23 protein-coding genes are annotated in these 21530 nt (G+C 46.2%); 19 read left to right on the top strand and 4 right to left on the bottom strand.

Annotated elements, in window-relative coordinates:
• Nucleotides 1-189 precede the first annotated feature (189 nt).
• Together D1Z90_RS18220 and D1Z90_RS18225 are read left to right on the top strand one after the other, a co-directional pair.
• On the top strand, nt 190-735 hold the full coding sequence (locus tag D1Z90_RS18220) for a DinB family protein (RefSeq protein ID WP_119912228.1): 546 nt from the start codon (nt 190-192) through the stop codon (nt 733-735).
• Entirely contained in the window at nt 725-973 is a 249-nt protein-coding gene (locus tag D1Z90_RS18225; protein ID WP_232525297.1) for a DUF6500 family protein, read from the top strand. The genes D1Z90_RS18220 and D1Z90_RS18225 overlap by 11 nt, the downstream gene beginning before the upstream one ends.
• 24 nt (nt 974-997) lie before the next feature.
• Here the strand turns inward: D1Z90_RS18225 and ppgK are convergent, their stop codons facing one another.
• A complete protein-coding gene (ppgK, locus tag D1Z90_RS18230) occupies nt 998-1735 on the bottom strand; it encodes a polyphosphate--glucose phosphotransferase (protein WP_119912230.1) in 738 nt (245 codons plus the stop codon).
• A gap of 173 nt (nt 1736-1908) precedes the next feature.
• A complete protein-coding gene (queG, locus tag D1Z90_RS18235) occupies nt 1909-3033 on the bottom strand; it encodes a tRNA epoxyqueuosine(34) reductase QueG (protein ID WP_119912231.1) in 1125 nt (374 codons plus the stop codon).
• A gap of 19 nt (nt 3034-3052) precedes the next feature.
• Here queG and D1Z90_RS18240 point away from each other — a divergent pair, with 19 nt between their 5' ends.
• The 10 genes from D1Z90_RS18240 to D1Z90_RS18285 all read left to right on the top strand — a co-directional run bounded on the left by D1Z90_RS18240 (nt 3053) and on the right by D1Z90_RS18285 (nt 14704).
• A complete protein-coding gene (locus D1Z90_RS18240; protein ID WP_232525299.1) occupies nt 3053-4546 on the top strand; it encodes an NAD(P)H-hydrate dehydratase in 1494 nt (497 codons plus the stop codon).
• Between the two features lie 20 nt (nt 4547-4566).
• Nucleotides 4567-5037 (top strand): tRNA (adenosine(37)-N6)-threonylcarbamoyltransferase complex ATPase subunit type 1 TsaE, encoded by a 471-nt coding sequence (gene tsaE, locus D1Z90_RS18245; protein WP_119912233.1) that lies wholly within the window; start codon nt 4567-4569, stop codon nt 5035-5037.
• Nucleotides 5030-6343 carry an N-acetylmuramoyl-L-alanine amidase gene (locus D1Z90_RS18250; protein ID WP_119912234.1) on the top strand — a complete coding sequence of 438 codons (1314 nt, stop codon included), beginning with the start codon at nt 5030-5032 and terminating at the stop codon, nt 6341-6343. The genes tsaE and D1Z90_RS18250 overlap by 8 nt, the downstream gene beginning before the upstream one ends.
• Nucleotide 6344: 1 nt before the next feature.
• Nucleotides 6345-8378: a DNA mismatch repair endonuclease MutL gene (gene mutL / locus D1Z90_RS18255; protein ID WP_119912235.1), complete on the top strand. Its 2034-nt coding sequence runs from the start codon at nt 6345-6347 to the stop codon at nt 8376-8378.
• Nucleotides 8378-9307, top strand: coding sequence for a tRNA (adenosine(37)-N6)-dimethylallyltransferase MiaA (gene miaA / locus D1Z90_RS18260; protein WP_119912236.1), 930 nt, complete (start codon nt 8378-8380; stop codon nt 9305-9307). The genes mutL and miaA overlap by 1 nt, the downstream gene beginning before the upstream one ends.
• A gap of 66 nt (nt 9308-9373) precedes the next feature.
• Nucleotides 9374-9619 (top strand): RNA chaperone Hfq, encoded by a 246-nt coding sequence (hfq, locus tag D1Z90_RS18265; RefSeq protein WP_119912237.1) that lies wholly within the window; start codon nt 9374-9376, stop codon nt 9617-9619.
• Between the two features lie 51 nt (nt 9620-9670).
• Complete coding sequence (hflX, locus tag D1Z90_RS18270; protein WP_119912238.1) at nt 9671-10957, top strand: ribosome rescue GTPase HflX; 1287 nt, start codon at nt 9671-9673, stop codon at nt 10955-10957.
• Between the two features lie 51 nt (nt 10958-11008).
• The gene (gene hflK, locus D1Z90_RS18275; RefSeq protein WP_119912239.1) at nt 11009-12169 is read left to right on the top strand and encodes an FtsH protease activity modulator HflK; all 1161 of its coding nucleotides are present in this window, start codon (nt 11009-11011) and stop codon (nt 12167-12169) included.
• A 2-nt stretch (nt 12170-12171) separates the two neighbouring features.
• Complete coding sequence (gene hflC, locus D1Z90_RS18280) at nt 12172-13119, top strand: protease modulator HflC (RefSeq protein WP_119912240.1); 948 nt, start codon at nt 12172-12174, stop codon at nt 13117-13119.
• Nucleotides 13120-13387: 268 nt separating this feature from the next.
• Entirely contained in the window at nt 13388-14704 is a 1317-nt protein-coding gene (locus tag D1Z90_RS18285) for an adenylosuccinate synthase (RefSeq protein WP_119912258.1), read from the top strand.
• Between the two features lie 144 nt (nt 14705-14848).
• Here the strand turns inward: D1Z90_RS18285 and ispB are convergent, their stop codons facing one another.
• Nucleotides 14849-15820, bottom strand: coding sequence for an octaprenyl diphosphate synthase (ispB, locus tag D1Z90_RS18290; protein WP_119912241.1), 972 nt, complete (start codon nt 15818-15820; stop codon nt 14849-14851).
• Nucleotides 15821-16024: 204 nt separating this feature from the next.
• On the opposite strand from ispB, the gene rplU reads away from it, so the two are divergent.
• The 7 genes from rplU to folA all read left to right on the top strand — a co-directional run bounded on the left by rplU (nt 16025) and on the right by folA (nt 20692).
• The gene (rplU, locus tag D1Z90_RS18295; protein WP_119912242.1) at nt 16025-16336 is read left to right on the top strand and encodes a 50S ribosomal protein L21; all 312 of its coding nucleotides are present in this window, start codon (nt 16025-16027) and stop codon (nt 16334-16336) included.
• An 18-nt stretch (nt 16337-16354) separates the two neighbouring features.
• Complete coding sequence (rpmA, locus tag D1Z90_RS18300) at nt 16355-16612, top strand: 50S ribosomal protein L27 (RefSeq protein WP_119912243.1); 258 nt, start codon at nt 16355-16357, stop codon at nt 16610-16612.
• 78 nt (nt 16613-16690) lie between these two features.
• The gene (locus D1Z90_RS18305; RefSeq protein ID WP_119912244.1) at nt 16691-17626 is read left to right on the top strand and encodes a DMT family transporter; all 936 of its coding nucleotides are present in this window, start codon (nt 16691-16693) and stop codon (nt 17624-17626) included.
• Nucleotides 17627-17645: 19 nt separating this feature from the next.
• Entirely contained in the window at nt 17646-18815 is a 1170-nt protein-coding gene (cgtA, locus tag D1Z90_RS18310; RefSeq protein WP_119912245.1) for an Obg family GTPase CgtA, read from the top strand.
• Between the two features lie 110 nt (nt 18816-18925).
• Nucleotides 18926-19723 carry a threonine/serine exporter family protein gene (locus D1Z90_RS18315; RefSeq protein WP_232525300.1) on the top strand — a complete coding sequence of 266 codons (798 nt, stop codon included), beginning with the start codon at nt 18926-18928 and terminating at the stop codon, nt 19721-19723.
• Nucleotides 19720-20187, top strand: coding sequence for a threonine/serine exporter family protein (locus D1Z90_RS18320; protein ID WP_119912247.1), 468 nt, complete (start codon nt 19720-19722; stop codon nt 20185-20187). Before D1Z90_RS18315 ends, D1Z90_RS18320 begins: the two co-directional genes overlap by 4 nt.
• Before the next feature lie 13 nt (nt 20188-20200).
• Entirely contained in the window at nt 20201-20692 is a 492-nt protein-coding gene (folA, locus tag D1Z90_RS18325; protein ID WP_119912248.1) for a type 3 dihydrofolate reductase, read from the top strand.
• Between the two features lie 22 nt (nt 20693-20714).
• On the opposite strand, the gene D1Z90_RS18330 is transcribed toward folA, so the two are convergent.
• Nucleotides 20715-21530, bottom strand: a complete 816-nt coding sequence (locus D1Z90_RS18330; RefSeq protein ID WP_119912249.1) for a symmetrical bis(5'-nucleosyl)-tetraphosphatase — start codon at nt 21528-21530, stop codon at nt 20715-20717.

Here is a 21530-nt window from a genome sequence, read left to right on the forward strand (position 1 = left end):
GTACTAGCTCAGCTGGTAGAGCGCGACCTTGCCAAGGTCGAGGTCACGAGTTCGAACCTCGTGTACCGCTCCAAATTTCTTTTGTTACTCCTTGAAAATTATCTCTCATTCAATTTAATAATTAATACTATTTAGATCACTGATTCTATTATTCTTGTGCTTTGCCTTTATTATTTAGGAACAATGCCCATGAGTATTTGTCAGCATTTTCAGCTGCTTGCTAAATATAATTCGCGTATGAATCGACAAGTTTATGGTCAAGCAAAGCAACTTGATTTCGCCGTATTGCAACAAGACCAAGGGGCTTTTTTCGGTTCGATATGGGGTACTTTAAACCATATAATGGTCGGGGATTTAATCTGGTTAGGGCGCTTTGAAGCTTGCTCTGACGAATTTACCGCATTGTCGCCGCTACGTGATATTGCAGTGCCACGTCAACTTAATCAGATTTTGTTCCAAGATTATAATCAGCTCAATCAAGCGCGGACGCAGATTGACGATGCCTTGAGCACTTGGTTTACGGACACGAATGATAGCCAATTAAATGTTCCATGTTGTTACACCAATACCGCAGGTCAAAGCAGTGCCCGGCCATTGCCTGCGCTCATTAACCATTTATTCAACCATCAAACTCATCACCGAGGTCAGGTATCAACGCTATTAAGCCAACTTGGCGTGGATATCGGCACGACCGACTTGTTACTCGATATTCCAGAATTACGTCATGATAAATAAGGAGCGCCATGTCATGTGCTTACCAGAGCAAATAAAGCAAAAGATAATTACCGTATGCGATAAAAAAATAGCAAGCAAAGGCGACAATGTTGGCGTTTCTTTTTATGCTTTCTTCGCAAATAAAAATGATGATCCGGAAAGCTTAATGGCAGTGGCGAGGTGGTGGATAGAAACACAGCAGTTAGATCACTTTGAAAAAGCAGTGAAAATAAAAGCCATGGTGGAGGCCATGGCTTAAGGGGTTACTGCTTGACTTAACTCACTACAATTGGCTTTGGGCGTAAAGCGCTGCGCCTATGATGCCGGCTTGATTAAGTGACTGAGCAGGAATAACCTCTGCGTTGGTCTCAAGCTGATGGATAAACTTGTCCATTTTTTTACTCGCGCCGCCACCCAAAATAAAGCAATCGGGAGACATCAAGAACTCCATGCGTTGTAAGTATTTGTTAAAGCGTTTACCCCATTTGTTCCAACCTAGGTCTTCACGTTTACGGGCAGAGTCTGCCACTAAGTGTTCGGCTACTTCCCCTTCAAGTATGATATGACCAAACTCGGTATTGGGCAGCAATTGACCATTGGTAAAAACCGCGGTGCCAATACCAGTACCGATTGTCACTAGTACAACCACACCTTGTTTATCTTTACCCGCGCCAAAGCTAAATTCGGCCATGCCAGCCGCATCAGCGTCATTAACCACGAAACAAGGATTTTGGGTAGCTTCGCTGAATAAGGTTGCTGCGTCGGTTTCAATCCAAGTCTTATCAATGTTAGACGCCGTTTTTGCGACGCCGTGCACCACGGTGGCGGGAAAACCACAACCAATCGGCCCTTGCCATTGAAAGTGTTTTACTAACTCAGCAACTGTCTCTGCAACAGCCGAAGGGGTTGCGGGTTGCGGTGTAGGAATACGGTGACGTTCAGTGACAAGTTCACCTGTCTCGGTATCAACGATGGCGCCTTTAATGCCTGAGCCGCCAATATCTACTCCTAAAATTTGCATAAAATCTACCTATTTGCTCTCTATGGCTTAAGCATGCCGCTAAATCTCTGATTTGACAAGTTACAGTCCCCCATCCTGTGGACTGTATTAAGCGTTTGAAGAGCAGCAGGCAATGGACTGTAACCTCTAGGGGAGTGCGCGATACACTACTGCGCAAGGGGCACAATGCGCGCTTAGGCGTCTCGAGGAAGGCCTTTTTCTATGCTTCGGGTAAGGCGTAAGGTTTTTTTACTGACACTAGGACGGCTTTTTTGTTGCGATAACGCCCATTGAATATGCTCTTTCACAAGCTCACTGGTAGAGGCTTCAAGGGCCGATTCAAGAGCTACGATTATGTCTTCTGAGTAATTTGCATTACCCAAACCCACTGCAATATTGCGTTGCCAGCGTTCAAAGCCAATTCGGCGAATTGGTGAGCCCTGGGTGCGCTCTAAAAACTCCGCTTCGGTCCAATTTAATAAGGTCAATAACTCTTGGCTTTTTAATAATTGGCGAGGATGAAAATCTTGCTCATCGGTAATTTGTGCGTAGCGATTCCAAGGGCAAATAAGCTGGCAGTCGTCACAGCCATATATACGATTTCCGATTAATGGTCGAAACTCTTCTGGAATAGGGCCGTCTAACTCTATGGTCAAGTAAGAAATGCATCGCCTAGCGTCGACGACATAAGGCTCAATAATGGCATTGGTTGGGCAAATTTTGATGCAAGCGACGCAAGCACCGCATTTTTCTTGCACAGGCTTATCAACGGGTAAGGGGATGTTGACTAATATTTCGCCTAGAAAAAACCACGACCCAGACTCTTCGTCGAGCACTAAAGTATGTTTCCCAACCCAGCCTAAACCGGCTTTAGCCGCTAAAGGCCGCTCCAAAATAGGCGCAGAATCAACAAATGGTCGGTAGTTAAGATCAGAGACTTGCAGCTTTATTTTTTCACCTAACTGCTTCAGCCTAGCTCGCATCACTTTGTGGTAGTCTCGCCCTAATGCATAACGGCTGATGTAGGCGGTATCTGATTGCTTTAAATCTTTAGCAAAGCTGGCGTCGGGAGGCAGGTAATCCATTCGCGCAGAAATCACTCTGACCGTCCCCGGTAATAACTCAGCAGGCCTGGCCCGCATCATGCCATGGCGTGCCATGTATTCCATTTCACCGTGGTATTGGTTGTCAAGCCACTGTTGTAAAGTGGCTTCATGTTGACTGAGATCGATATCTGAAATGCCCACTTTTTGAAAGCCTAGCGCTTTACCCCATTGCTTGATATCTTGGGCCAGTTTGTGCAAGTCAATATTTGACATTTAAATGGATTCAGCGGCTATGAAACAAGTCACCAGTTTACCACATCCCCTTTGGCGCGGTCAGCAAGTTCGAGATTTTGAAGGCCTGGCGGCTTCCGCGGTAGGTATCACAACTTATGCGTTAATGGACCGTGCTGGCCGAAGTGCCTTTCAGCAACTGCAACTTCGCTGGCCAGAAGCACAAAACATTTTAGTGTTATGTGGCCACGGCAACAACGGTGGTGACGGTTATGTATTGGCCGCCTTAGCCAAAGATGCGGGCCTTCATGTGCAAGTATGCCATCTAGGTGAGCCCAGTAGTTTAAGTGGGGATGCTGCCACCGCTCGTAACGCATGGTTGGTGGAGCAAGGCGTCAGTCATGAAGTTGTGTTGGCCAATTACGACGTCGACGTGATAGTTGATGGCCTCATCGGTACAGGGTTAAGTGGTGAAGTACGCCCTGAGTACCAGCAAGTGATTAGCGCAATTAATCACGCTTCATGTCCGGTGTTAGCTTTGGATGTGCCTTCTGGTTTGTGCGCAGATACAGGTGATGTAGCCAGCGTAGCGGTAGAGGCGGATGTCACGTTGAGCTTTGTGGCGTTAAAGCAAGGTCTATTTACCGGCCAAGCCGCACAGTATTGCGGTGAGGTTGTGTATGATGGATTAGGTATTGAGCATGAATTCCAGCAACAAGGTCAGACCTTGGTTGAGCGAGTAGAGTACGGACAATTATGTGGCTTACTCAAGCAGCGACATAAAGCGAGCCATAAAGGGCACTTTGGCAAAGTGGCTTTAGCCGGTGGTAACCTAGGCATGCCGGGCGCACTGCGCATGGCGGGCGAAGCATGCCAACGCACGGGCGCCGGCATAGTAAAAGCCGTCACGCGAGATGAGAATATTCTGGCTATGTTATCTGGTCGCCCAGAGTTGATGGTGCAAAGTTTTAATGGTGACGATTGGCAATTAAATGAGGTGCTAGCTTGGGCGAGCACCTTAGTCGTAGGGCCCGGATTAGGCCAAGACGAGTGGGCTAAAACCTTGCTAACTCGCTTTTTAGATAACCTTCTGCCAAAAGTCGTGGATGCAGACGCATTAAAGCTACTGGTGGAGATGCCACAGTGGCACGATAACTGGATCTTAACGCCGCACCCTGGTGAAGCCGCTCACTTACTGGGTTGCTCTATCGATAAAGTCGAGCGAGACAGGTTCACCGCCGTTAGGAATATTCAACAGAGTTTTGGTGGCGTAGTGGTATTAAAAGGCTCGGGAACATTAATTTACGATGGTAAGACGCTACTTGTTGCTAACGTGGGGAACCCCGGCATGGCGAGCGGTGGCATGGGTGACGTGTTATCAGGTATTATAGGCGGCTTATTAGGGCAAGGTTTAAGCTTGTTTGACGCCGCGGCGTTAGGCGTATGTATTCACGGACAAAGTGCTGACCTTGCCGCTCAATATGGTGAGCGGGGTTTATTAGCCAGTGACTTACTGCCCTTTGTGAGGCAATTAGTTAACCCTAAAATAGATTAATGATCGTTTAACAGTGGTGTATGGCGTTGAAATTTAAAACGGAATTATTAGATGATGTGGCAACCGTCGAGTTTGGTGGCCGCTTGAGTCAAGCTTGTGAGCAAGCGTGTTGCATTTTCTTATACGGCGACCTTGGCGCGGGTAAAACCACTTTAACCCGTGGCTTTATTCAAGGCTTAGGCCATACAGGTAATGTGAAAAGCCCTACTTACACCTTGGTGGAGCCTTATGAATTGGCTAACTGGCAGGTGAATCATTTCGATTTGTATCGCTTGGGCGATCCCGAAGAGCTTGAATTTATGGGGATTCGTGACTATTTTTCCGAGCGTAGCCATTGCTTGATTGAGTGGCCAGACAAAGGCGAGGGCATCTTGCCACAAGCTGATTTGAGTGTCACGCTCACCTATGTTGCCAACCATCGTACGGTGGAGGTCATCGCACTTAGCCCCCTTGGGGAAGATGTTGTAGAGAAATTGAGCCAAAATGTTTAAAACAACTTTATCTAAGCTGTTCATATTACTGACTTGTTGGTGGCTGAGCTTTGCCGCTTTAGGGACCTCGTTGGAAGGCGTGCGTATTTGGCCTTCCCCAGACAATACTCGTGTGGTGTTGGATTTAAGCAAGGCGCCTAAATACACTTATTTTACTTTGACCAATCCGAATCGCATTGTGGTGGACATTCAAGGCAAGCCGCAAGACTTCAACTTTACTAAGGTAAAAAATACCAGCCCTTTGCTAAAGGAAATTCGCAAAAGTAGCGCTAAAAAGCCCAATACTTTCCGTTTGGTATTGGAGCTAAAAGAAGCGACAAAACCGATTATATTCAGTTTAACCCCTACTAAGCCCTACGGCGACCGCTTAGTCATGGACTTGCCTCACTCGGCAGCATTAAGTAAAACCAAGGTTGAAATCAGTCAACCCAGCAGCGAGCGAGACATAGTGATTGCCGTTGATGCGGGGCACGGCGGTGATGACCCTGGTGCTTTAGGTAAGCGCACTTACGAGAAAAATATTACCTTAACCATCGCTAAGCAGGTGGCGGCTAAGATCAATCGTGAAAAAGGCATGCAGGCCATTTTGGTTCGCAGTGGTGACTATTACATTAACTTGAATAAGCGCTCTGAAATTGCTCGAAAATCCCAAGCTGATTTATTGGTCTCTATCCATGCTGACGGGTTTAAAAACCCCAAGCCAAGGGGCGCTTCGGTGTGGGTATTGTCTACCCGGCGGGCGAATTCAGAAATCGGTCGCTGGATAGAAAAACACGAAGAACAATCTGAACTGTTAGGTGGCGCGGGTGAGGTCATCAATAATACGGAACAAGATCTGTTTTTAACGCGTACCTTACTTGATATGTCGATGGACCATTCCATGAATACCGGTTATGGCGTAAGTGTGGAAGTACTCAAAGAGTTAGGCAAGGTTACCAAGTTGCATAAAAAGCGCCCTGAGCATGCTAGCTTAGCGGTGTTAAAGTCCCCCGATATCCCTTCTTTGTTGGTAGAAGCAGGGTTCATTACTAACCATGAAGAAGAAAACCTACTTCGCAGCAAAGCGCATCAAAAGAAAATTGCCAATGCGGTTTACGTAGGTATTAAGCGTCATTTTGAAAACTCTCCCCCTGCCGGCACCTATTTTGCGGCTATTGCAGCTAAGTCACACATAGTGCAACGGGGTGAGAATTTGTCGGTGATCGCGAAACGTTACGGCGTAACGGTATCGCAATTAAAGCGAGCGAATAAGTTAAAGTCTGATACCTTGCGAGTGGATCAAGAACTTAAGATCCCGAACAGCTGATATGAGTATTCAAATACTACCGGCTCGCTTGGCGAACCAAATTGCCGCCGGGGAAGTGGTTGAGCGGCCGGCTTCAGTGGTAAAAGAGTTGGTGGAAAATAGCCTAGATGCTGGTGCTACCAAGATAGAAGTTGAGCTGCAGCAAGGTGGCGCCAAGTCTATTTTAATTCGAGACAATGGTTGTGGCGTAGACAAAGCCCAACTTGAGTTGGCGTTAAGTCGCCATGCTACCAGTAAATTGACCAGTTTGGATGACTTGGAAGCCATTGTCAGCTTAGGCTTTCGCGGGGAAGCGCTGGCCAGTATCAGTTCAGTGTCCAGACTCGCATTTAGTTCAAAACCGGCGCAGCAGCCGCAAGCTTGGCAAGCGATTGCAGAAGGCCGTGATATGCAGGTGCAAGTACAGCCCACTGCACACCCAAATGGTACTAGCGTTGAAGTGGCAGATCTGTTTTTCAATACGCCAGCTCGGCGGCGCTTTCTCAAGTCTGAGAAAACCGAGTTTTCCCATATCGACACCTTGATAAAGCGTTTGGCCTTGAGTCACTTTGAAGTGCACTTTATCTTAAAGCACAATGGCAAAGTGGTGCGTAACTTTCGACCTGCGACTACCTTAGCGCAGAAAGAAAAGCGTGTAGCTGCCATTTGCTCTGGGCAATTTATGCAACACGCGCTGGCGGTTGAAGCCTGTCACGGCGACATTCGTGTTTCAGGTTGGATCGTTGAGCCTAGCGGAGCAAGAGGGCAAAACGATGCTCAGTATTGTTATGTTAATGGCCGCATGATGCGCGATAAACTGATTAATCACGCTATTCGCCAAGCATACGCTGAGCAATTGCCGAGTGAACTGTTCGCGGCGTATGTGCTCTACATCGACTTGCCCCCGAGCGAGGTTGACGTGAACGTGCACCCCGCTAAGCATGAAGTGCGTTTTCATCAGTCCCGTTTAGTGCACGATTTTATCTTACAAACGTTGCAAAGCGCATTAAAGAGTACCCAAGGCCAAGCTAATGGTACTCAGCTAAACGTGGCAAGTGTACGAGAAGTAGCTGCTGAATCCTCGTCTTGGCACAGTAGCAGCCATGTCGATGCAAGCGGGACAGCTTCGCATCCTGTAGAGCAGTATAACGCTTATCCCAATTCTGATTTAACGTCTGACGGTAGTGGGCAGTCAAATACTTCGGCCTATGCAACTGCCGCGGCGCACCCAGGAAAACATCAATACCAAGGTGGTCAGCAAGTGAGCCAAGCAGATATTGCCCGCTACAGCGCCCTGCTTGATACCCGAGATACCTTAAGCGACGAGGCGCTCTCTGAGGCGGCACAAACGTCGCAAATAACTCAGGCGTATACCGCGGGTGAAGCCGTGAAACAGCAAAAGCCTGTTGGTGAACATGAGCCCTTGCCTTGGCGAGAGGGAGAAAGTCAGCACTCTACAGCGGCAACACCCGTAAACTTGCCTCAGAACGCCTCCTCTGAACTTGGCAAACCGATAGCGCTGGTTGAGCCAAATTACGTGTTATTGCAGCGCCAAGAATTATGTATTTTGTCTTTGCCTCATGGCTGGCGTTATGTTTGTAAAAGTCAGTTATTGGGTTACTGGCATCAGGGCGGCCCTTCTCAGCCTTTATTGTTACCCCTTTCTATCAAGGTGGGTGAGAGCCTGGCTGCGGTGGCTGAATTTCATTTATCCAGTTTAAATAAGTTAGGCATTGGATTGAAATCACCGGGTCGAGGCACCATTATTGTTACTAAGGTACCGCCACAAATGCGTGAAGTGCCTTTGGCTGATGTTATTGCTGCGATGGTCCAGTTTTTACAAAGCTATAATGATGTTTTAAAAGGCGATACCGCAGTGGCTTTATGTGACTTTATTAGCGTGCAATTAATGGCCCATAAATCGTTCAATCAGTGGTCTCAAGCCGAGCTGCTATTACAGCAATTAACACCCATTTTAACGCAGCAGCCAGACTTACTTGCATTAATTACCCGGCCTTTAAACATTACCGCAACCATAAAAGAGTTCTCATTGTGATGGATAACCTACCTCTCGCTATTTTTATTATGGGGCCAACAGCCTCAGGCAAAACGGATCTAGCGATAGAGTTATTGCAACACCTACCGTGCGAAATTATTAGTGTTGACTCAGCGTTAGTCTACAAAGGCATGGATATAGGGACTGCGAAACCCACAGCCGAAGAGTTAGCGCAAGCGCCGCACCAGTTGATTGATATTCTAGATCCGAGTGAAACGTACTCGGCGGCCGATTTTCGTCGTGATGCTATGGTGGCGATGCAGCAAGCAGTTGCGGCAGGCAAAATCCCGGTATTGGTGGGTGGCACTATGTTGTATTTTAAAGCCTTACTCGAGGGCTTGTCGCCGCTACCTTCAGCCGACAGCGACGTCCGCAAGCAGATTGAACAAGAAGCGCAAGATTTAGGTTGGCAAGCCTTGCATGACATGTTGCGACAAGTCGACCCCATATCTGCTGAGCGTATTCATCCGAACGACCCTCAACGTTTAACTCGTGCTCTAGAGGTTTATCGAATCAGTGGTAAAACCATGACCGAGCTGACAGCCACAAAAGCACCGCCTTTACCCTATAAGGTATTGCAGTTTGCAATCATGGCCGATGATCGCAAAGTCATTCATCAACGTATTGAACTTCGATTCAACAAGATGTTGGAAGCGGGTTTTGAGCAAGAAGTACAAACTTTATATCACAGAGGTGACCTACATCCAGATTTGCCGTCAATTCGCAGCGTTGGATATCGGCAAATGTGGCAATACTTAGCTGGTGAACTAAGTTATGATGAAATGGTCTATCGAGGGATCGTGGCAACAAGGCAATTGGCCAAGCGCCAGATGACCTGGTTAAGAGGTTGGCCAGAAGTCATTCCCTTGTTACCTGGTGATAGACAAAACGTTGATAAAATTGTACAACTTGTTGGCGAGATTAAATAAAGCGAGTATATAATCTGTTAGCTATAAGTGATATTTAATAACAACAAAACAAAAGGAAATAACAAAATGGCCAAAGGGCAATCACTGCAAGACCCATTTTTGAACGCTTTGCGTCGCGAAAGGATTCCAGTTTCTATTTATCTAGTAAATGGTATTAAGCTACAAGGCCAAATTGAATCATTTGATCAGTTTGTCATTTTACTAAAAAATACAGTTAACCAAATGGTGTATAAACATGCCATTTCGACCGTGGTGCCTGCACGCGCAGTAAGCCATCACACCGGCTCTGGTTCATCAGAGGGCGGAGAGTAAAAATAATCATTTTGGTGGAGCCGTGCTCCACCTTTTTTAAGGAGTTAATGCTTGTTTGACCGTTATGAAGCAGGTGAACGAGCTATATTGGTTCATATCGACTTTCGTGAAGAAGGTGAAAGAGAAGATCTAGTAGAGCTTGAGATGTTAGTGAGTTCTGCAGGCGTGCAATCCGTTGCCACTGTAGTTGGAAGTCGCACTTCCCCTCACCCAAAATATTTTGTAGGTAGCGGTAAAGCCGACGAAATAGCAGAACACGTAAAACTATTTGAAGCAGATGTGGTGATTTTTAACCATGCTTTGTCTCCCGCCCAAGAGCGCAACATTGAGAAATTATGTCAATGCCGCGTGTTGGATCGTACGACTCTCATTTTAGACATTTTTGCCCAACGTGCCCGTACCCATGAAGGTAAATTGCAGGTTGAACTGGCGCAATTACGTCATTTATCGACTCGATTAATTCGAGGCTGGACTCACCTAGAGCGACAAAAGGGTGGTATTGGATTGCGCGGCCCTGGTGAAACCCAGCTAGAAACTGACCGTCGATTATTACGGGACAGGATCAAAGCGATTTTGCGCCGGTTAGAGAAAGTGGCTAAGCAACGTGAACAAGGGCGCCGTGCTCGCCAACGTAATGAAGTGCCGACTATTTCTCTGGTAGGTTATACCAACGCTGGGAAATCGACCCTTTTTAACCGCCTCACTCACGCAGAGGTGTACGCTGCAGACCAATTGTTTGCGACCTTGGATCCGACGTTGCGCCGGATTAAGTTGGACGACGTTGGCAACGCTGTACTCGCCGATACTGTTGGGTTTATTCGCCATTTACCCCATGATTTAGTTGCGGCATTCAAGGCAACCTTAGAAGAAACCCGTGAAGCGGATATTTTGCTGCACGTGGTAGATTGCGCTGATGAGCGCTCCCACGAAAACATTGCTGAAGTGCAATCGGTGCTGACGGAAATTGACGCTGATGAAGTTCCTCAACTTGTAGTGATGAATAAAATTGATAGCGTGGAAGGGGCTGAGCCGAGAGTGGTGTATGACGATGAAGGCATGCCTACCCATGTTTACCTCTCCGCGATGGATGGACGAGGAATCGAGTTATTATTTCAAGCGTTAACACAGCGTTTGGCTAGCACTATGGTGCATAAACATTTAGCATTACCGCCTTCAGCGGGAAAGTTTCGCAGTACCTTATATCAATTAGACTGTGTCGAACATGAGCAGTTTGATGATGCTGGTGGTTGGCAGTTAGAGGTAAGGTTAGCAAAAGTTGAATGGCAACGACTGTTAAAACAAGAGGGTGACTTAATAGAAACCTTTATTGCGTCGTAAATGCCTGTTACATTAATTTATTAACATCTTCTTTTTAAAGTGGAGACAATAATGGCCTGGAATGAGCCTGGAAATGGTGGTAACAAAGACCGCGACCCATGGCAGAACAATAATAAAGATCAGGGGCCACCTGATTTAGATGATATGTTCAAGAAGCTAAGTGGTAAGTTTGGCGGTATGTTTGGTGGTAAAGGCGGTGGCAATGATGTCAGCACCTTTGGTATTAGCATCGTCGTGATTATTGGTTTATTGATTTGGGGTGTGAGCGGCTTCTACACCATCAAAGAAGCAGAGCGTGGCGTTGTGCTGCGTTTTGGCGGTTACCATGAAACTGTGTTGCCAGGTTTACACTGGAACCCTAAATTTATTGATGAAGTTATCCCCGTAGACGTGAACAGTATTCGTTCGTTACGTGGTAAAGGCTCAATGCTAACGGCAGATGAAAACGTGGTCTTGGTTGAAATGGACGTGCAATACAAGGTTGCTAATCCACAGCAATACTTGTTCAGCGTGACCAATGCCGATGACAGTTTATCGCAAGCGCTCGACAGTGCGTTACGTTACGTTGTGGGTCACACTCGTATGGATAGCGTATTAACGACGGGTCGTGACGCAGTGCGTCGTGATACATGGAATAAACTGGAAGAAATTACTACGCCTTACAACATGGGCTTGGAAGTGATTGACGTTAACTTCTTACCTGCACGTCCTCCGGTTGAGGTTAAAGACGCATTTGACGACGCCATTGCGGCGCAAGAAGATGAAGAGCGCTTCATTCGAGAAGCGGAAGCTTACGAGCGTGAGAAAGAGCCGACCGCCCGTGGTCAGGTTAAGCGTATTGAACAAGAAGCGATTGCCTATAAAGAGCAAGTTACTTTGCAAGCACAAGGTGAAGTTGCACGCTTTGAAGCTTTACTACCTCAGTATCGTGCTGCACCTGAAGTGACTCGTGAACGCTTGTACATTGAAACCATGCAAGAAGTCCTAGGCAGTACCAGTAAAGTACTGATGGACGGCAATGGCAGTAACAGCATGATGTATTTACCATTAGACAAACTGGTAGAAGGCGCAAAGAGTAGCGCAAAAGGCGCGAGTAACGCTTCTTCTAACTCGTCACCTCTGTCTCGTGATGTAGGCTCTACATACAACACAGATATTACAATTAATGACCAGCCAGTGCGAAGCACTCGCTTACGTTCAGGGAGAGAATAATCATGAAGAAGTTAATATTGATTCTCCTTGGCGTAGCCGTATTAGTGGGGTTTTCTTCTTTGTTTGTTGTGCAAGAAGGCCAAAAGGCTATTGTGATTAAATTTGGTAAGGTACACCGTACTCCTGATGGTATGCCGTTTATCTTTGAACCCGGTTTACACTTTAAGATTCCTGGCATTGAAACCGTGCGTATTATGGATGCACGAATTCAAACTTTGGATGACGCGTCAGATCGCTTCGTAACGTCTGAGAAAAAAGACCTTATCATCAACTCTTACGTGAAGTGGGAAGTAGTTGACTTTGCTAAGTTCTACCTTTCAACGGGGGGTGACTTTGACAGAGCAGCAGATCTTTTAAAACGTCGTGTAAGTAACGCCTTGCGTAACGAAATTGGTGCTCGAACCATCAAAGAGATCGTTTCTGGCGAGCGAGACGACGTTATGATCAACGCGCTTGAGCAGCTTCAAGGTGAACAGAACACAAATGAAAATGAAGTGTTAACTGAAGAGCAAGAAGTTGAGCTAGCCCGTAATGGCTCTGACGATTTAGGTGTACGTGTATTAGACGTGCGTATCAAGCAAATTGAACTGCCAACAGAAGTACGTGAAAGTATCTACAAGCGGATGCGTGCGGAGCGTACTGCGGTAGCGAAAGAGCACCGTTCACAAGGTCAAGAGAAAGCCACGGTTATCCGAGCGAATATTGATCGTAAAGTGGCGGTAATGCTGGCGGATGCCAACCGTAAATCTCGTGAAATGCGCGGTGACGGTGATGCACTAGCGGCTAAAATTTACGCAGATACTTATGGCAAAGATCCTGAATTTTACGCTTTCATTCGTAGCTTAGACGCTTACCGTGATAGCTTTAAAGACAAGAGCGATGTCATGGTGCTGAGCCCAGATTCTGAGTTCTTCCGCTATATGGATGGTGCGGTTAAACCTGCGCAGTAAAATAGCGTTAACCCCGTGCCCAAAAGGCCAGCATTTGCTGGTCTTTTTATTGCCTGTTAAACGTTCTGTTTTTAACAATTACAGTGATATCTTCTTAAAGTGAGTTGGTTATTAGGCGGTGATCGCCACTATGAGAATAAACTCAGATTTAATGCATTGATATGCTAAGCTTTCCCGCCATATAACCATTTAGTGGAAAAAAATACTCACCTTTTACCCCTAAAATTTGCTAGAATTCCGTTTTAATAAGCAACCGCGAATGATGAAAATGGGTAAGAATGTTGTAGTTCTCGGCACCCAATGGGGTGACGAAGGTAAAGGCAAAGTAGTTGATTTGCTTACAGATAAAGCGAAATATGTGGTTCGCTATCAAGGTGGCCATAACGCAGGTCATACCTTAGTAATTGACGGTGAAAAAACCGTTCTTCACTTAATTCCTTCAGGCGTATTACGTGACAATGTAAAATGTGTCATCGGTAATGGCGTTGTATTATGTCCACAAGCTCTTGTAAAAGAAATGACCATGCTAGAAGAGCGTGGCGTGCCTGTACGTGAGCGTCTAGTGGTAAGTGAAGCTTGTCCACTGATTCTGCCGTATCACGTTGCTCTAGATTTAGCCCGTGAAACCGCGCGTGGTAAAAAAGCCATTGGTACTACTGGTCGTGGTATCGGTCCTGCCTACGAAGATAAAGTCGCTCGTCGTGGTTTACGCGTAGGTGACTTAAACAACATGGAAGACTTCGCGGCTAAGTTGAAAGAAATCATGGCTTACCACAACTTCCAGCTAACCGAGTACTACAAAGTAGACGCGGTCAGTTATGATGAAGTATTGCAACAAGCGAAAGACGTTGCAGACCTATTAACAGGCATGGTTGTTGACGTAACCGATGAGCTAGACAAAGCGCGTTTGGCCGGTGAGAACATCATGTTTGAAGGTGCGCAAGGTACGTTACTGGATATCGACCACGGTACTTACCCGTACGTGACCTCTTCTAATACGACTGCAGGTGGTGTTGCTACTGGCAGTGGTTTTGGTCCCAAACACTTAGATTACGTACTTGGTATTGTTAAAGCGTACACCACGCGTGTGGGCTCTGGTCCGTTCCCAACAGAACTGTATGATGGTCAAGACAAACTGGATCCTGCAGGTAAGCACCTTGGCACTGTTGGTCATGAATTTGGCGCTACTACAGGTCGTCTTCGTCGTACCGGCTGGTTTGACGCTGTTGCGATGAAACGTGCAATCCAAATTAACAGTATTTCAGGCTTTTGTTTAACCAAGCTTGACGTATTAGACGGATTAGAAACCATCAAGATCTGTACGGGTTACCGTACGCCAACCGGTGAAGTGCTAGACGTACCACCGATGGCTGCTGAGGGCTACGAAGTTGTTACTCCGATTTACGAAGAAATGCCGGGTTGGTCAGAGCAGACCTTTGGTGTGACTTCGGTTGATGGATTACCTGCTAACGCTAAAGCCTATATCAAGCGTTTAGAAGAAGTGACGGGCGTACCGATTGATATTATCTCAACGGGCCCAGATCGTAACGAAACCATGGTTTTGGTTAATCCGTTCGAGGCTTAATTCACAGGCAGTCAATGCATCTATATCAAGCCGCATCTTTGATGCGGCTTTTTTGTATTGTTGATATTTTCAAGCAATAGCGTAACAACAAAAAAACGCGGCCATTATCGGCCGCGTGGTTTGGGTAAGCGAGGGGGGGGTTGGTTAACTGCTACGTTTAACAGCTAAATCAACCAGTCCGACTAACGCTTCCTTGTAAGGAGATTCCGGTAAAATAGCTAAAGCAGCGATGGCTTTATCAGCTTCCTGTTGGGCTTTTTGCTCGGTATAGGCAATTGATTGCGTATCCGCTAAAACCCCTAAAATTTCTTCTAAATGGTCCATGCCATTACCTTGCTCGATCGCTTCTCTTATGCGCGCTTGTTGCGGCTCTGTGCCGCACGCTAAGGCATGAATTAGCGGTAGGGTAGGCTTACCTTCAGCCAGGTCGTCACCAACATTTTTACCCATTTCTTTGGCGTCAGCAGTGTAGTCCATGACGTCATCGATTAATTGAAAGGCGGTACCCAAATATTTGCCATAATCTTGCATCGCTTGACAGACAGCTTCTGGCTGGTTGCTTATCACGGCCATTAGGTGTGTAGCGGCCTCAAACAAGCGCGCCGTTTTACAGTAAATAACCTGCATGTAAGCGGCTTCACTAGTGTCTGCATCGTTACAGTTGATTAACTGTAAAACTTCACCTTCGGCAATCACATTGGTGGCATCAGACAGGATGTCCATCACGGTGAGGTTTTTGAGTTCAGTCATCATTTGAAATGAGCGAGTGTACAAAAAGTCACCTACCAAAACGCTGGCAGCATTACCAAATAGCGCATTGGCCGTTTCTTTGCCTCGTCGCATATCCGATTCATCCACAACGTCATCGTGCAGCAGTGTGGCGGTATGAATGAATTCAATGATGGCCGCAAGCTGTATATGGTCTTCACCTTGATAGTCCAACGCGCGGGCTGCTAGGACGGTTAATAATGGACGAATTCGCTTTCCGCCACTGTTTACAATGTACATGCCGAGCTGATTGATAAGCGCAACATCAGAGCTCAGGCGGCGACCAATCAATTGATTGACTTGGGTCATGTCTTCTTGTGACAGTTGTTGGATCTGCTTTAGGTCCATGTATTATCTCGATAAACTTTAGACTTTAAAATTGTGGCACATTTTACAATAAATCCGTGTTTTTAACATTGCTTTTGCCATGACAAATAAGATTTTAAATATTTTGTAATTTCGACTTGCTAGAGTGGAATGATTTGCGTACAATCCGCCCCCATTGTGATTAAAGTTATCTGGCTCAAAAAGAAGCCAGCTGGAGTAATAGACATGTACGCTGTTATTCAAAGTGGTGGTAAACAGCACCGCGTAACAGAAGGCCAAACACTTCGTCTAGAAAAACTAGACATCGAAACTGGTGCATCTGTTGATTTTGAAGAAGTTTTACTTGTAGCAAATGGCGAAGACGTAAAAGTTGGCGCACCATTCGTTGCAGGCGGCAAAGTAGTTGCTGAAGTTGTATCTCACGGTCGTGGCGATAAAGTTAAAATCGTTAAGTTCCGTCGTCGTAAGCATTCTCGCAAGCAAGCGGGTCATCGTCAGTGGTTCACAGAAGTGAAAATCACTGCAATCAACGCTTAATTTTAGGAGTACTTAAAAATGGCACATAAAAAAGCTGGTGGTAGTACTCGTAACGGTCGTGATTCAGAAAGCAAACGCTTAGGTGTTAAGCGCTTTGGTGGTGAATCAGTTCTTGCGGGTAACATTCTAGTTCGTCAACGTGGTACTAAATTCCACGCTGGTACTAACGTTGGTTTAGGTAAAGACCACACTCTTTTCGCAACTGCTACAGGCACTGTGAAATTTGAAGTGAAAGGTAAGCTTAACCGTAAATACGTTAGCATTGTAGCTGAGTAATCAGTTTACAAACTAATTCAGAAAACCCCGCTTCGGCGGGGTTTTTTATTTTCTGGCATCCAATAATGTAGCAATCTGATGCATCAAGTCTCGGGTAAAGCAGGGCTAGGGTTTGGTTTGGCAATGATAACCACTTTATTGTGGGGCGTTTTGCCAATTGCATTGCAAGCATTATTAATTGATACGGATGCGGCAACAATCAGTTTTGTGCGTTTTGCCAGCGCCGGTGTTTGTTTAATGTTATGGCTGTTTTTTAATAAGCAATTACCATCACGATGGCTTATTAAAGGGCAGGTAGGACCACTATTAGCATTGGCAATACTTGGCTTAGCGGCAAACTATGCTTTTTGCTTGTTGGCATTAGCGTTTATTTCTGCAGCCAGTTTTCAAGTGTTAATCCAATTGGCACCTGTACTGTTAATTATTGCGGGTGTGGTATTTTTTCGAGAAAGCTTTAGCCGTTATCAGGCTGCGGGCTTGTTGGTCGTGATAACCGGTTTGATACTGTTTTTTAATCAGCGCTGGTTGGCCTTATTTGGTGAACTAAGCCATGACAGCTTAGGATTACTTTATACTTTAGCTGCAGCAGTGACTTGGGCTATTTATGGCGTCGCCCAAAAGCAATTGCTCAAGGCGTTTAAGTCATCGCAGATAATGATGATCATATACTTAGCCGCGGCATTACTGTTTGCCCCCTTTATTTCAATGCCAGAAATCAGTGAGACTCAGATCACTTTCTGGTATATTCTGCTGTTTTGTTGCGGCAATACTTTAGTGGCTTATGGCTGCTTTGCTGAAGCGCTTAATCACTGGGCTGCCAGCAAGGTAAGTGCGGTATTAGCCATGGTGCCTGTAGTGACCGTATTGTTTGCATACTGTGGTCAATGGCTATGGCCAGATATGCCGCAAATAGAATTTAACGTATTTACCGTGTTTGGCATCTTGCTGGTTGTGACTGGCATACTAACCTTAACACTGGCAAAGTCAAAAACACGAGCGGCCGACGGTGCTTAGCTCAAGGTGGGAGTAAAAAATGAAGTTTGTTGATGAAGCAAAAATTAAAGTACAAGCCGGTGATGGTGGTAATGGCATTGTCAGCTTCCGCCGTGAGAAATACATTCCCAAGGGCGGCCCGGATGGCGGTGATGGTGGTGATGGTGGTGACGTCTACTTGGTTGCCGATGAAAACTTGAACACCTTGATTGATTACCGCTTCCAACGATTCTATAACGCAGAGCGCGGTGAAAATGGTCAAAGCCGTAACTGTACGGGATCAGGTGGCGGCGATAAATTGATGATGGTGCCAGTAGGTACACGGGCCACTGACCAAGACACGGGCGAAGTGATTGGTGATTTGACTTATCATGGCCAAAAGCTAATGGTTGCTAAAGGCGGTTTTCACGGTTTAGGCAATACACGCTTTAAAAGCAGCGTTAACCGTACACCGAGACAAAAGACCATGGGCACGCCAGGTGAAGTACGTAACCTGTTACTAGAACTTATGCTGTTGGCTGATGTAGGTATGCTAGGCCTGCCGAATGCCGGGAAGTCGACTTTTATTCGTGCTGTGTCTGCCGCGACGCCAAAAGTGGCGGATTACCCATTTACCACATTAGTGCCCAGTTTAGGCGTGGTGGGTTTGGATTCAAACCGCAGCTTCGTGGTAGCAGACATTCCAGGCTTGATTGAAGGGGCTGCTGAAGGCGCAGGTTTAGGTGTTCGCTTTTTGAAACACTTAGAACGCTGCCGTATTTTATTACACATGATTGACTTGTTACCTGCTGATGGCTCAGATCCAGCGGAAAATGCACAGATCATTATCGCCGAATTGGAAAAGCACAGCCCAAAACTGGCAGGAAAGCCGCGTTGGTTGGTCTTTAATAAAACAGACTTAGTGCTAGAAGATGAAGCACAAGAAACCATTGACCGGGTGATTGAAGCCCTCGACTGGCAAGGCGAGTACTACAAAATTGCAGCTGCTTCTAAGCAAGGCACCCAAGATTTATGCTCGGATGTTGCTGACTTTATTGAATCGCTACCGAAACAAGCAGTGGAAGAAGAAACCCAAGAACAAGTTGAGTTTAAGTGGGACAACTATCATAAAGCAGCGATGGAAGAAGCCACTGAAGTTGAAGATGAAGATTGGGATGACGACTGGGACGAAGATGATGAAGAAGGGGTGGAGTTTATCTACCAGCCTTAATGCTTAAATCAGACCTAAAAAAACCGCTTTAATAGCGGTTTTTTTGTGTTTGATTAATTTAGCATTATGATTGCCGCTGTATACTCAGTTATTACCCTTTTCAGGAGCGAATGATGGCGCTCAATCTACCGGAAAAAACACTTTCTAAACAACAGCAAACCGATATTACACGGATCTCAATCCTGGCTGCGCAATTACTGCAACAACACGGTGCAGAGAGCCGTTTGATAGAACAAACTTCAGTGCGTTTAGGCCTTGCATTAGGCGCGCAGAGCATCGAGCTTTCGGTATCTGCCGATGCCCTTGTACTGACTACCCTGTACCAAGGTGCCTGTATTACCACTACTCGGCGTGTGCACGACCGCGGCATTAATATGCAAATGGTGTGTGACGTACAGCGTATCTGCGTGATGGCTGAAAAGGGACTACTGGATGCTGCTGGTGTTAAAGCCAAGTTAACTAAGCTCACGCCAATGAAATACAATCGCTGGCTGGTTATTTTTATGATTGGCTTATCTTGTGGCAGTTTTAGCCATTTGTTTGGTGGTGATGTAAAAGTATTTTTAATGACATTTATTGCTTCCGCTTGTGCCATGCTAGTGCGACAAGAGCTGGCTCATCGTCACCATAGTCCTTTTATCAATTTCGCCATCACTGCTTTTGTGGCCACCACTATTGCCAGTATGGCCGTGAAATACCAGATAGGTAATCAGCCTGAGCTGGCCATGGCTGCATCTGTGTTATTGCTGGTACCTGGCTTTCCACTCATTAACGCGGTTTCAGATATGGTGAAAGGTCACATTAACATGGGCATCTCCCGTTGGGTCGCGGCTTCCCTATTGACCATGAGTGTGGCAGTGGGCATCGTGATGGGCATGGCCCTGACAGGAGTAGGAGCTTGGTTATGATGGAAATATTGCAACTGGTGTTAATGGATATGTTCTGGTCGGCCATTCCTGCTGTGGGGTTTGCCATGGTATTTAATGTGCCAAAAGACATGTTGAAGTATTGCGCGTTGGCCGGTGCGCTCGCCCACGGTTTTCGAACGCTATTAATGCAGCAACAAGTTCCCATTGAGTGGGCATCGCTGGCAGCCGCGACCTTGGTAGGCTTTATTGGCTTATATTGGTCTCGTAAGCACTTGATTCCTCGGCCTGTGTTCAGCGTTGCCGCAGTGATACCTATGATCCCCGGTAGTTATGCTTTTACTACCATGATTGCGGTGGTGGCGCTTAATGAGCAAGGCTTCAGCCCAGAGCTATTACAAGTGTTTATTGAAAACGGCCTGAAAACCTTGTTTATTTTAGCTGCATTGAGTTTTGGGCTCGCGATCCCATCCGTTTTAATTTATCGTGGGCGGCCGATTGTTTAGAGAAAGGAACGGCATGAAGCTTTCAATGATAGCGGCAATGGCTCACAACCGAGTGATTGGCAAAAACAATGATATGCCTTGGCATTTACCTGCGGACTTAAAGTTCTTCAAAAAAACAACTTTAGGTAAGCCTGTCATTATGGGGCGAAAAACCTATGACTCGATTGGTAGGCCTTTGCCTGGGCGGCTAAATATTGTTATTTCCCGCGATGCAAGTTGGCAAGCGGAAGGCGTCACAACAGCAATCAGCCCAGAAGCGGCAATGACTTTAGTCAGTGATGTGCCTGAAGTGATGGTGATTGGCGGTGGCGGTATTTACCAAGCTTTTTTACCATTAGCGGACCAACTTTACCTTACCCATATTAACGCTCATATTGACGGTGATACTCAATTTCCAGATTATCAAGGTGTTGCCAATTGGCAAACCGTATCATCTGAAACTTATCATGCAGATGAGCGAAATGCATATGACTTAGAGTTTGTCACTTTGGTTAGACAAAGATAGTACAAGGTCGACTCAGTAATTTCTAAACCGGGCAAGGTAAGTGAAATAGCTGCTTGTCTTGCCAACGTAACATGGTTAATTGATTACCCCATACACAACCCGTATCAAGCCCTATAATATGATTGAGACCTGTTTTGCCCATCAATGCTGCCCAATGGCCAAACATGATGTCTGCGCCTTTAAACTGGTTAGTATCAATCTCAAACCAAGGTTTCAAGCTCATATGAGTGTTTTTGGCGGGAGCATCTTTATTGCCAAAATCTAAGCGGCCGTCAGGGTAACAATAGCGCATGCGGGTGCAGGCATTAATGATGTAGCGTGCGCGTTCAATACCCGTTAATGCGTCCGACCAAGTATCTGGCGTATTTTGGTACATCTGCTCAAGTAAAGACAGGTAGTCATTACCGGCAAGCCAGCGGCTGACTTCTGCCGAATAGCCGATGCTATCTTGTATCTGCCATTGCGGAGAAATGCCGGCGTGTACCATGTAAAAGCCATGTTGAGGGTGTTTTGCAACCAACGGCTGCTGTCTGAGCCAGTCGAGTAGCTCGTCTCTATCTGGAGCGTCAAAGATGGCTTGAGTCAGATCCTTTTTTTTACCCTTCATAATACCTGCTGCGACTGCCAGTAGGTGCAAGTCATGGTTACCCAGAACAATTTGCGCGCTTTGGCCTAAGGATTTAATGTAGCGCAGTGTTTGTAATGATTGCGGGCCTCGGGCTACCAGGTCTCCCGCTACCCAAAGCTCATCGGTTGCAGGGTCAAAGTGAGCTTGTGCCAATAAGGCGATAAGCTCTTGATAGCAACCTTGAATATCTCCGACGATATAAGTGGCCAT

It is taken from the genome of Motilimonas pumila (genome assembly GCF_003596335.1).
Classification (GTDB): Bacteria; Pseudomonadota; Gammaproteobacteria; order Enterobacterales; family CBDFNC01; genus Motilimonas; species Motilimonas pumila.